The 11,769-nt window shown below is 70.8% G+C and carries 10 protein-coding genes; 2 read left to right on the forward strand and 8 right to left on the reverse strand.

The genetic code is table 11. The features are described 5' to 3' along the window. Positions 1-316 precede the first annotated feature (316 nt). The 7 genes from DVH02_RS20965 to DVH02_RS20995 are packed head-to-tail and all read right to left on the reverse strand — an operon-like array spanning position 317 to position 7,438. Positions 317-784 (reverse strand): NUDIX hydrolase, encoded by a 468-nt coding sequence (locus tag DVH02_RS20965; RefSeq protein WP_114625368.1) that lies wholly within the window; start codon positions 782-784, stop codon positions 317-319. Between the two features lie 18 nt (positions 785-802). Next, a complete protein-coding gene (locus DVH02_RS20970) occupies positions 803-2,422 on the reverse strand; it encodes a carbamoyltransferase family protein (RefSeq protein WP_114625369.1) in 1,620 nt (539 codons plus the stop codon). Further along, entirely contained in the window at positions 2,422-3,288 is an 867-nt protein-coding gene (locus tag DVH02_RS20975; RefSeq protein ID WP_114625370.1) for a nucleoside/nucleotide kinase family protein, read from the reverse strand. The genes DVH02_RS20970 and DVH02_RS20975 overlap by 1 nt, the downstream gene beginning before the upstream one ends. A 2-nt stretch (positions 3,289-3,290) precedes the next feature. Then, positions 3,291-4,322 (reverse strand): Gfo/Idh/MocA family protein, encoded by a 1,032-nt coding sequence (locus tag DVH02_RS36790; protein WP_114625371.1) that lies wholly within the window; start codon positions 4,320-4,322, stop codon positions 3,291-3,293. Beyond that, complete coding sequence (locus tag DVH02_RS20985) at positions 4,319-5,182, reverse strand: sugar phosphate isomerase/epimerase family protein (protein WP_114625372.1); 864 nt, start codon at positions 5,180-5,182, stop codon at positions 4,319-4,321. Before DVH02_RS20985 ends, DVH02_RS36790 begins: the two co-directional genes overlap by 4 nt. A 34-nt stretch (positions 5,183-5,216) precedes the next feature. Continuing rightward, positions 5,217-6,461 (reverse strand): methionine adenosyltransferase, encoded by a 1,245-nt coding sequence (locus DVH02_RS20990; protein WP_158575922.1) that lies wholly within the window; start codon positions 6,459-6,461, stop codon positions 5,217-5,219. Further along, complete coding sequence (locus tag DVH02_RS20995; RefSeq protein ID WP_158575923.1) at positions 6,461-7,438, reverse strand: glycosyltransferase; 978 nt, start codon at positions 7,436-7,438, stop codon at positions 6,461-6,463. The genes DVH02_RS20990 and DVH02_RS20995 overlap by 1 nt, the downstream gene beginning before the upstream one ends. Positions 7,439-7,971: 533 nt before the next feature. On the opposite strand from DVH02_RS20995, the gene DVH02_RS21000 reads away from it, so the two are divergent. Then, on the forward strand, positions 7,972-8,973 hold the full coding sequence (locus tag DVH02_RS21000) for a hypothetical protein (RefSeq protein WP_158575924.1): 1,002 nt from the start codon (positions 7,972-7,974) through the stop codon (positions 8,971-8,973). Between the two features lie 767 nt (positions 8,974-9,740). Here the strand turns inward: DVH02_RS21000 and DVH02_RS21010 are convergent. Next, positions 9,741-10,613: an aldo/keto reductase family oxidoreductase gene (locus DVH02_RS21010; RefSeq protein WP_114625376.1), complete on the reverse strand. Its 873-nt coding sequence runs from the start codon at positions 10,611-10,613 to the stop codon at positions 9,741-9,743. 133 nt (positions 10,614-10,746) lie between these two features. On the opposite strand from DVH02_RS21010, the gene DVH02_RS21015 reads away from it, so the two are divergent. Then, positions 10,747-11,610 carry a LysR family transcriptional regulator gene (locus DVH02_RS21015; RefSeq protein WP_114625377.1) on the forward strand — a complete coding sequence of 288 codons (864 nt, stop codon included), beginning with the start codon at positions 10,747-10,749 and terminating at the stop codon, positions 11,608-11,610. Positions 11,611-11,769 lie beyond the last annotated feature (159 nt).

Raw genomic sequence — 11,769 nt, forward strand, 5'->3', positions numbered from 1 at the left:
AAGCGTCCGCCGACCGGATGCTGGTGGGATTCATGCCCCTCTGGTCACTGTCCGCTGCTGGGTGCCGCACGAAAAGGGGTAGGGGAGGGGTCTGTTGGGGCTGATCCTGGGGTTGATGTGCCGAGGAGTGCGTTCCACATCATGCGGTTCTCCACCTACGCCACAACGGAGCTGACCGTGCGCCCGGACGCGTTCGACCCGCACCTGGACGTCGAGTTCGAAGCCGAGGAGGAAGCAGCGGCCGCAGCGTGAGTGGCCGAGCATCGGGACTGCCGCGCTGGGGACCCCGGTAGGCCGAAGGGGCGTCCGGGGCGAGTCAGTGGAGGACGACGGGGTACTCGGGCACACCCGCCGTGAGGACGTCGGTGATGAGGTCACTCAGGCCGAGGGGGTAGACCGTTTCCCGGGTGCTGCGCAGTTCCTGAAGCGTCCACCAGCGGTGGGCCCGGATGTTGTCGGGCTGGGTGGCTCGGGCGGGGTCGAGGTCCCCGGGCGAGAGATGTGCGAGAAAGTACCGCTCGATCTGACGGACTTCCCGCCCGCCGACGGCGTGGTCCTGGCTGCGCTCCGCGAGCTGCCCGCTCAGCGCGACGTCCTTTTCGTCGACGCCGAGTTCTTCGTGCAGCTCGCGGAGTGCGGCGGCGTCGTAGTCCTCCCCTGTCTCCAGGGAGCCGCCGGGGGTGGCCCAGAAGCTGCCGCCCTCGTCGTAGTGCAGCAGCAGGACCCGGTGGTCGTCGTCGAGGGCGATGACGCGGGCTGCTTTCCTCAGGGGTGGGGTCGTCATGCCGTCCAGTGTGGCAGTTCAGGCCCGTTCTACGAGGTAGTCCCCGATGCACGCGGTGTCCAGGTCACATGCCTGGAGGGTGGCGAGTGCGTGGGCCGGGGTCTCCACGATGGGTTCCCGGTCGTTGAAGCTGGTGTTGAGCACGACGGGAACGCCGGTGATCCGGTGGGAGTGTTCGATCAGTGCGGCGAAGGCCGGGGCGGCGCTGGGGTCGACGGTCTGGACGCGGGCGGTCTGGTCGATGTGGACGACGCCCGCGATCCTGTCCGCGTTCTCGGGACGGACCGCTGGGGCAAGGAGCATGAACGGGCTGGGGACGTCGAGGTCGAACCAGCGGGCGGCGTGGTCGGCCAGGACGGCGGGGGCGAAGGGCCGGAACGGCTCGCGGTGCTTGATCCGGCGGTTCAGTGCGTCAGAGCCGGTGCTGGTGCGGGGGTCGGCGAGGATACTGCGGGCGCCGAGTGCGCGGGGGCCGAGTTCGCTGCCGCCCTGGAACCAGCCGATGATCTTTCCGTCGGCGATCATCTGGGCGGCGGTAGCGGCGATGTCGCTCTCGCGCCGCCACCGGTACGGGGTACGGCGGCGCTCGACCAGACCGGACCGCGGGTCACGGGTGAGCGCCTGCTCGATCTCGTTGTCCGTATACGTGCGGCCGAAGTAGTCGGTGGTCAGGGTGCGGCTGGGCATGTCGCCGGTGAGCTGGTGCCAGCCGTACAGCGCGCAGCCCAGGGCTTGGCCTCGGTCGGAGGCTGCCGGTGGGGCGAAATACCCGGTGACCGTATCGAGTCGGCGGACCTTCTCGGCGGCGACGCAGTTGAGCGCGACTCCGCCGGCGAGGCACAGGTTGCTCAGCCCGGTGGCGGCGGTGGTCTGCTTGGCCAGCGCGCACAGGGCCCGTTCGGTCTGGGACTGCACGTACGCCGCGGCGTTGATACCGAGCGGGTGCCCGCCCCGGCTGCCGGGCGGCCCGAAGTCGAAGCCGGTGCGCCTGGCAAGCTCGGCGACGCCGGGCGCGTGGGTGCGGGTCAGACGGCCGTGGACGGCCGCGCCGGTGACGTCGAACAGCGGCGCGGGGTACAGGCCGGGATCGCCGTACGAGGCGAGCGCCATCGTCTTGCCGGCTTCCTGTTCGTGCCATCCCAGAAAGTTGGTGAACGCCTCGTACGTGGCGCCGATCCCGCCCGCGCGCGGGCGGCCGGGCGGGTTCCCGCCGCAGCGGTGGATTCCCTCCTTGGTGGCCGCGTAGTAGGACTCCGTGTCGTGGTTGTTGCCGCCGCCGTCGACGACCAGGACCGTCGCCGTGTCGTACGGGCTGAGGCAGTAGGCGGTGTAGGCGTGGCTGAGGTGGTGGTCGACCGGGACGATCCGGGCCGGGTGGACGCCGAGGTGGGCGAGTCCGGTCTCTGCTGGGGTGGGCGGGTGGTGCCCGATGCCGCTGACCGCGATCAGGTCGACGTCTGCCAGCTGCACGCGGGCCGCTTGCAGGCAGTACAGCAGGGCCGCTTGCCAGCCGGGGCTGTAGCGGGTGCGGTTGAGGCGTTCTTCGCTGATGGCGACCATGCCCGTGTCGGTGATGAGGGCGGCGCCGCCGTCGTGACCGATGTTGATGCCCACGGTGACCGGGGTGCGGGCGCTCATCAGGCGGCCCCCCGTACGGGTTCGGCCAGCAGGTCCCACAGTACGGTGCGGCCGGTGGGGCCCTGGTGCAGGGCGCCGAGCTGGCACAGCTGGACCGTGCTGCCGCGGTGGTCGAGCGGTTCGGTGAAGGGGTGGCCGAAGGACTCCAGTCCACCGAGTGCTTGGTAGGCGGCCCGGAACCGGGGGTCCAGTGCCGGGCGGATGCCGGGGGTGGCGGCGGTGTTGAGCTTTGCCGCGGTGTCGGTGAGGCCGGCGTCGGCGAGGAACGCGCTGGTCTGGGCGAGGACGGTGTCCGGGGTGGCGCCGTCGGTCTTGATGATCAGGGGCGGGGTGGGGCACAGGGTGGGGGCGATGTCGGTGTAGAAGGTGTGCAGGCGTTCCAGCAGCCCTTCGTCGAACCACTGCCGCCAGCGGGGCCGCTCGGCCACGTTCCCCCGGCGGGTGAGGCTCTGGCCGGGGCTGACCAGGAGGATCGCGGTCAGGACCTGTTCGGGCAGGGCGGGGGCGATGTGGCGGGCGTAGAAGTCGCGGGCGGTGCGGTACGGCAGGCTGTCGTCGGCCTGGGTCGCCCAGCAGTAGGCCAGGGCACCGAGGTGGTTGCGGTCGGAGATCAGCAGCCGGGTGACCGGGTCGGCGGCGAGCCGGGTCATGGCGCGGGCCTTGTCCAGCTCATGGCGCAGGAACCACAGGCTGTGTCCGGCGGCGGAGGGGTGGACGGGGGCCCGCAGGCCGGAGGCCAGCCGCGCGTTGGGCTCGGTGAACCACAGGCACGCGTCGCCCAAGGCGGGCACCATCCGTGCGAGCAGGGAAGTCTTGCCTGCTCCAGGGGGTCCGTCGAGCACGAGTACCGGAGCGTCGGTGGGCATGGTCAGTCCTTCCGGGGGTGCGGGCCGGGGCGGCAGATGGCGGCCAGCGCGAGCGCCAGGTCCTCCACCCGTATGGCGAGGGCAGTACTGGTGGGCAGATCGGCCGGGCACTGCCCGGCCAGCCGGTCGCTGACGGCCTGCCACATGGCGGCGAACGGATCGGAGAAACCGCTCCGCTCACCTGCGGCGGTGGTGACCCGGGTCGTGGTGGACGGCTCGTAGGGGCGGGCGAAGTCGACCGTGGCGGCGTCCGCCGGGCCGCTGAAATGGATCTGTTCCAGGAAGCGGCCCGGCGCCGTCGCGCTGATGACCAGGGTGTACGGCTCGGCGGCCGGGCCGTACAGCAGCGCGTGGAGCGATTGTCGGTTGACGTCCAGGGTGCACGCGGCCGGCGTGGCACCGGGGACGGCCAGGGCCAGAGCGGTCAGCAGGTGATAGCCCTGCCACAGCAGGATCTGCAAGGCGCTGACCTGGTGCGGCGCTTCCAATTGCGCGGGCGCGGTCTGGGGCGGGTCGCCTGCGAAGGTGTACGGGCTGAAGCCGGACGGCAGCAGGCGCCGCCGGGCGGCCTCGTCGACGCCGTCGGCCTTGATCAGCCAGCCGCCCGCCGGATCGGGGACCGCCGCGAGGGCGGCGTGCAGTGCCGGATCGTGGGCGCGCATCGCCCCGACTTCCAGCAGCAACCCGGCCTCCCCGGCCCGGTCGGCCATCTTCCGGGTACGGGTGATGTCCAGGCCGACCGGCTTCTCGGTGAACACGTGCGTGCCCGCGTCCAGGGCCGTTTCGATCAGGTCCCCGTGGACGCCGGTGAGGATCACCAGCATGTCCGCGCCGTCCAGCAAGTCCTTCGTGCTTGCCGCGACGCGGGGCACGGCGAAGCGGGCGGCGGCGGTGCGGGCCCGCTCGGTGTCACGGTCGGCCAGCGCCGTCACCTCGAAGGCGGAGTGCGACGCGAGCAGGGGGAGGTGGAGACCGAACGCGGCGGCGCCGCATCCGGCGACGGCCAGCCTCCACGGCCGTGTCTGAGGGGTCATCGGGGTGCCTCCTCGGGAGTCCAGCAGCCGGTGGCCGCGCGGTGGGAGCGGGCGGAGATCTCGTCCTCGGCCAGGGCCCGCCGGAACGGGTTGAACAGCTCCACCGAGGCGGTCCCGGTGTAGCCGACCCGGTCCAGGGCGTCGGCGAAGACGGGCCAGTCGAGGGTGCCGTCGCCGGGGAACAGCCGCAGGGCGTCCGTCCACCCGCGCGGGGTGCCGGTGTGGGGGATGTCGGCGATCTGTATGTGCCCGACCCCGCCCATGCCGAGGGCGGTGATGTGGCCGGGGTCGGCGCCGGCGACCGCCCAGTGGAAGGAGTCGACCAGCACCGCGGCGTTCACGGTGCCGCTCTCGTGCACGAGTTCGGCGACGTCGGGCAGGGTGGCGACCACCGGGTGGGGGCCGTCGAGCTCGGGCGGCAGCCCGCTCGTGACGCTCACGGCCTCCACCGCGAGCCGCACGCCGTACTCGGCGGCGGCATCCGCGAGCTGGGCGATCCGCTTCCGTGCCAGGGGCAGGGCCTCGTTCTGGTCGAGCACGGAGTACGGGTTCAGCACGGTTGTCGCGACGGGGCAGCCCAGTTCGGCGAACGTCTTCAGCCGGGCGGGAAGGCTCTCCAGGTGCTCGGCGTACGCCGCCGCGTCGACGAGCAGCGGAGCGGGCAGCACCGGCCCGGCGGGCAGGATGCCGCTGGCGGCCGACACCTTCAGCCCGTACTCGTCGAGCAGATCGCGTACCCGGGCGGCGCCCAGGTGCTGGGCCTGCTGGATGGACAGCTCGACCGCCTCGAACCCGGCGGCCGCGGCCAGGGCGAGGAAGTCGAGCAGGTCGACGCCGGAGAGGGTGGCCGGTTCAGGCACGGCGTGAACGGCACGGCGGCCCTGGGGCGGGGGGTCACGCGGTGGCCAGCTTCCCGGTCAGCAGCCGCTCCCGCAGGTCCTCCAGGTCCCCCATGACGTCGGTGAGGACCCGGCGGGCGTCGGCGGTGGGGACCGGGGTGGGGCCGGAGGTCTGGACGACGGCCTGCCACGGGTCGGCGAGGTCCCGGCCGGACTGGGAGACCAGCGCGACCGCGACCTCCAGCCCGGTCTCCTCGTTCAGGCGCCGGGCGGCCTCCGTGGCGGCCAGGTTGTAGAGCTTGCCAACGTGGTAGACCGGATTCTTGCCCGAGACGCCTTCCGCACTCCACGGGCGGAGCATGCTGATCAGCCCGTTGGCCCGGTTGCCGCGGCCGACCACACCCTCGTCACCGGACTCGATGGAAGACCCGGTGGCCGTCAGGTACAGCTCGGGACGAGCGTCCACGTCGCGAGTGTTGACCGATACCGAGACGTGGTGGCCGGGGGTGATCTGCCCGACCAGACCGGTGATCAGCTCCCGGGTCAGGGCTCGGCGGGCGACGTAGGCGTCCAGGTCGGGCGTCTCACGGGCGATCTGTGGGACACATGCAGTCAGGTGCACGTGTGTGCCGTTACGGACGACCATCAGCTTGATGTCCGTACCGAAGTACGGGTGCTCGGCGCGAAACGCCTCACTGCTCAGATGCGACTCGATCCCCATGGCCAGTCGCTCGCCGGGCCCCAGGGGCGCGTAGCCGACGCCGGCGGACGTGTCGTTGGCGAACAGCCGGTGCCGTTCGGCGAGGTCGTCCAGTGTGCGCGGGGCGAACCAGCGCTGCCGGGACGCCTCCCGCTCCACGCCCACCGGGTCGGTGACCGCGCCGGGGCTGGACGCCTGGGTCAGCCGCGGCCGTACGTCCACCCACTTCATGGTGTCCAGCAGCGGCAGCGCGCCGCCCAGGAACTCCCGGGCCGTCGTGGTGACGATGTCCTCGACCGGAATGCGCCGGTCGCCGAGGGCCTGGGTGATGCGCCCGTTGACCAGGACGTGGATCGGCGCGGTGAGTTCCCCGCGCCCGAACGTCACGTCGGCGGCACCGCCGAGAAGCGCGAGCTTGTCCGTGTTGTGGTGCAGGATCGCCCCGAAGTGGTCCAGGCAGTAGCGGCTGTAGGCACGGGAGATGGCTTCCGCCATGCCGTCGGCGAGAGTGTCGGGGTGGCCGGAGCCCTTCCGCTCGATCACCTCGACGCCGGTGTTCTGGGTGGCGGCGGGCAGGCCGCCGGTCGTGATCACGTCCATCAGCTGCTCTCCTCGGTCGTCAGTTGTGCGAATGTGATGGGGCGGCGGCCCAGTAGCCGCAGGCGGCTCCGCTCCAGGTGGTAGGCGCCGATGCGCGCCAGTTCGCGGGCCGACTCCACGGCGCGCGAGCGGTCCAGAAACGTCCACCCCTGAACCAGCCCGATCATCGCCTCGCGTACCGCCGGAGGCCCTGCCTGGATCGCGGCGGGCTCGACGCGCACGCTCAGGTGCATCCGGGCGACACATACCCCGTGGCCGGCGCCCTGGCGGACGAAGTACCGCAGGGTCGTCTCCGGCCGGTAGACCGGGTGGGAGGCGACCGCGGCCGGTTCGATCAGCGTGTGGTGGCCGGACTGCCGGGCCCGGTCGACGAACTCCAGGTCTTCGCAGTCGCCCATCCACCGGCCACGGCGGCCCAGGTCGGTGCGGAACAGGCCGATGTCGAGTGCGGTCCGGTGCTCGAACAGCAGGTTGCAGCCGGTGACCCAGTACGGCCACACCGCCATCTCGCGGTGCTCGGGCCAGTCCACCGCTCCGTGGCACTCACGCAGCGCCTTCGTCAGTACGACCGTCTCACCGCCGGGGTACTCCACGACAGTGCGGCCGCCGACGGCGAATACCTTCTCCTCCTCGATCGCGGTCACCAGCGTCTGAAGCCACTCCGGCTCCGGGGTGATGTCCGGGTCGGTGATGGCCACATAGCGGCCCCTGGCCGCGCAGATCCCCCGGTTGCGGCCCGCGCTCAGACCCGGCGTCGGCTCGTACAGCACCCGGACCCGAAAGGGCCAGTCGCCGCCCCTGACCGCGTCCGCAACCGGACGGACCGGACCCGGCGGGTCGTTGTCCACCACCACCGCCTCCAGTTCGGCGGCGGGAAGGCTCTGCCGGGCGAGCGCGTCCAGCAGGTTCCTCAGCGCTGCGGTATTGCCCCGGGCGCTGACCACCACCGACACCAGCGGTACATCGGGCTCCTCCATCGGTTCCCGCCTCCTTCTGCCGACGTGAACGGGCATCGCCCATGTCACCGCCGATCGCCCCGCGCCGGGAAGGGAAAGCGTGTTGCGGAGCTGTTGCGGACCACCCTGCGGCCCTCTCCACCCAGCGTGAGGAACTGGCTACTGTGACGGCTCATCAGGAGTCCTGGCGCAGGGGAGAACCGATGGTGGTCCAGCCGTTCCGTCACCCGCTGACCGCGCTCCGCGCAGGACTGAGGCTGACGGGTGAGAAGTACCTCGACCGCCTCGACGACACGCATCACGCCCTTGGCTTCGGACGCATGTCCAAGCGGCGGGAGAAGGTCTCTCGCTGGGAAAGCGGCGTGCACGCGCCGGACAGACCGGCCCGGCTGTCCATCGCGCATCTGCACGGCATTCCGAGCGAGGCTGTCGACGAACTCGGCTGGCCGGGCTTTCTCCTCCTCGCATTCCCCGGTGACCAACCGGTCCTCTGTAGTCCCTGGACCGCAGCGGGTACCGTGACATCAGCGGCGGCAGCCGCTCGGGGAGGTTCCATGGACCGACGGGGATTCCTCATCTCCACCGGCGCGGCGCTGGCCAGCGTCGCAGCCCACTGGAACGACGCCCTCGCCGACTTACCCCTGTCCCAGGACTCCGGCCGTCGGCTGACCGCTTCCATGGTCACCCGCCTCGAACAGCGGCTCGACGACCTGCGCCACCTTGACGACGTGCTGAGCAGCGCCGAACTCCGCCCCTCGGCAGTCGCCGAGTACAACCTGCTCAGCAGACTCGCCCAGCGGGCCACCTACGACGGCGCCGTCGGCAGGCGGCTGTTCTCCAACCTCGCCGAGGCATCCCGAATGTGCGGCTGGCTGTACTTCGACGCCGGCCTCAACGCCACAGTCCAACGCTTCTACATCACCTCCCTGCGAGCGTCAGCATCTGCGGGAGACCACGAAGCCGGGGCCAACACACTCAACTTCATGACCAGCCAGACCTATACGGTCGGCAACCCGCAGGACGCGGTCAACCTCATCCGAACCGCCCAGGAAAAGATCTCGGGTCGCACCACCGCCCGCGTCCGCGCCCGCCTCCACGCCCGCGCAGCCAGAGCGCTCTCCAAGACCGGAGAACTCAAGAGCTGCGCGCACGAACTGGACGCCGCCCGCGATGCCTACGCCACGGGCCCCCACGACGACGATCCGCCCTGGGCCTATTCGCTGACGGCCGGAGAGATCGAGATGACGGCGGGCTCGTGCGCGCTCGACCTGAAGGACCCGGGACGTGCTCTGGCCCACTTCACAGCGGCGCAAGCGTCCGAGTTCGCCACCACGGGAAACGTACGCGACAGCCTGCTCTACCTCACCCGAGCCGCCCAAGCCCATCTCGCACTCGGTGACCTCGATGCGACCTGTGCAACCGCCACGGAAGTCTTCAACGAGAACAACGCCGTCGGCTCCTCCCGCCCCTCAGACGCACTCAGCAGCCTCCGCGATCAGCTGATCACCCACCGCGACGTAGGGGTGGTCCGTGACTTCCTCAACCTCAGCGCATAACCAAGACAGATGACCAGATGTCGTCACTCTCTGCGTTTCGCAGAACACTCTTCGCGCAGAGCCCCCTCGGGCAGCTTCTGCGGCATGAGCCAGCTCGCCGAACCGGCCGCCGCCATCGAACAGTTCGGCTGTCCTACGTGTGAGGTGCCCGCCGGAAGCACCTGCCGCACCCGCGGCGGCAAGCTCGTCCCCCAGCTCCGCGCCGAACCCGAAGTCCGCACCCCCTCCGACCGCGGCCCCGGCGGCGCATGGGAGATGGGCCCGCGGTCGACGCCGCCGTGCCGGAGACCGCGACGAAGCCCACGAGAGTGGGCTATGCCCGTTGCAGTAACGCCCAGCAAGAACTCCAGAGCCAGCTCGACAAGGCCCGTCCTCGCAGAGGACGAACCGGAGACCTGAGCAGCCGTCCACGATTCCAAGATCGCGCTGCTGTCCTTTCCGGCCGTATCTCGGCTGCCTCTCTGGCACAGGAGTATGTCAGGGGGTGCCACACCCTTCTCACCTGTCACATCTGTCCCTTGAGTGTGGGTACTTGACCCTGGCCTGGCCGGTTGCTTTCGCCAGCTTGCCGATACCAGGCGTGGGGGCCGAGCACCGAGGAACAGACGCGGAACTTCGTCCAAGAAGCGGTGGACGGCTTGCCTTGACGGGGAACTCCTCGGCAGAGGGTTAGGGCGGGGACTGCACCGGATCCATGCGACCTGCGGCCCGGGTGGAGGGGACACCGCGCGGATCCGGGACAGCCAGCCGCCCACGGCCTTTCGTTCCTAGCGGCCGATCTTGTCCAGCTCGGCGAGTTCCTCGCCGGAGAGCGAGAGTCCCGCGCCCGCGACGTTCTCGCGCAGGTGCGCCACGGACGAGGTGCCGGGAATGAGCAGGATGTTCGGCGACCGCCGCAGCAGCCAGGCCAGGGCCACCGACATCGGCGTCGTGTCCAGCCGGGTGGCCACGGTGGAAAGCGCTGTGGACTGTAGCGGGGTGAAGCCGCCGAGCGGGAAGAAGGGCACGTAGGCGATGCCCTTGTCGGCGAGTTCGTCGATCAGCTCGTCGTCGTGACGGTAGGCGAGGTTGTACATGTTCTGCACGCACACGATCGGTGCGATCGCCTGCGCCTCAGCGACCTGTTCCGCCGTCGCGTTGCTCACTCCGAGGTGCCGGATCAGGCCCTGCCGCTGGAGTTCGACGAGGGTCTCGAAGGGCTCGGCGAGCGAGCCGGGCTGAGGGCCCTGGGCGTTGCCGAGCCGGAGGTTGACCACGTCGAGTACGTCGAGGCCGAGGTCCGCGAGGTTCTTGTGGACGGCACGGCGCAGCTCCTCGGGCTGCCGGGCCGGGGGCCAGCCGCCCTGCTGATCGCGGACCGCGCCGACCTTGGTCACGATGCGCAGCGATTCGGGGTAGGGGTGCAGTGCTTCACGGATCAGCTGGTTGGTGACGTGCGGTCCGTAGGCGCCGGAGGTGTCGATGTGGGTGATCCCGAGATCGCGGGCTTCGCGCAGGACGGCGAGCGCGCCGTCGCGGTCTGCGGGCGGGCCCATGACGCCGGGACCGGCGAGCTGCATGGCGCCGTAGCCGAAGCGGGTGACGCTCAGGTCGCCCAGGGTCCAAGTGCCGCCGGGCAGTGACGCGGAAGGTGTGGTCATGGCTGTGTCTTTCTGCTGAGCCGGATACTTCGGAGGGCTGTCGTCGATGTTCGCTCGCCGACCAGCGGCGCATCCAATACCGACACGGTGCCCTGTCATACCCGGTGAGTATCACCGGGCTACGCTGTGGCCCATGGACACCTTGGAGACCCGCGAGCTGAGGTATTTCGTGGCCGTCGCGGAGGAACTGCACTTCGGCCGCGCCGCCGAACGCCTCGGCATGGCCCAGCCGCCGCTGTCCCGGGCCATTCAGCAGCTTGAGCGGCGCCTCGGCGTCTCCCTGCTGAAGCGCAACCGCCGTGGCGTCTCCCTCACCGGCGCCGGAGAGATGCTGCTGCACGAGGGCCGCGCGGCCCTCGACGCGACCACCGCCGCCGCTCGCCGCACCCGCCGCGCGGGTGGCTCCGACCGTCCGGGCGGCCCCCGCAACCGCCTGGTCCTCGCGGTGAAGGCCGGCGCGTCCCACGAGCTGCTGCACAAACTCCTCGACGCCTACGCGGCCGAGCCCGACGCCGCCGAGATCGAGGTGCTGCCGAGCGGCACCTGCGAGCAGGGAGAGATGCTGCGCGACGGCCGCGCCGACGTGGCACTCATGCACGCGCCGTTCAACTCCCTCGCCGGGTTCGACAGCGAGGAGCTGATGACCGAGGGACAGATCGTCATCCTGCCCGCAGGACATCCCCTCTCCGCGCACCGGGCGTTGTCACTGGCCGACGTCAGCGACATCCCCGATCTGCCGCTCGCCCGCTGGGCCCACAACGGTACGTATCCGCCCGGCCCCGGCCCCGAGATCAACGACCAGACGCAGCTGGCCCAACTCATCGCCCTCGGACGCACGGCGGCCGTCTTCCCCGACTCCGCCCGCGCCTGGCTCTGGGCCGAGCACACCGCCGTCCCCCTGACCGACGCACCCCCCGTCGTCACCCACATCGCCTGGCCCGCACACAGCCGCTCCCTCGCCCTGGCCGGGCTGATCCGCACAGCAACACGACTATGACCCCCGCGCGCCTCCCAGCGCCGTACGCTGTCCGTCATGATCGCCAAGTTGCAGTGTGTGGTGCTGGCTGGGATTCATGCCCCGCTGGTCACCACTCGCTGTGTTCTGCGGGTCAGTACCGAGAGGTAAGCGGGCTGAACGGCACCGGTCATGGCGGGT

The sequence above is a fragment of the Streptomyces corynorhini genome, from assembly GCF_003346515.1.
Lineage (GTDB): Bacteria > Actinomycetota > Actinomycetes > Streptomycetales > Streptomycetaceae > Streptomyces > Streptomyces corynorhini.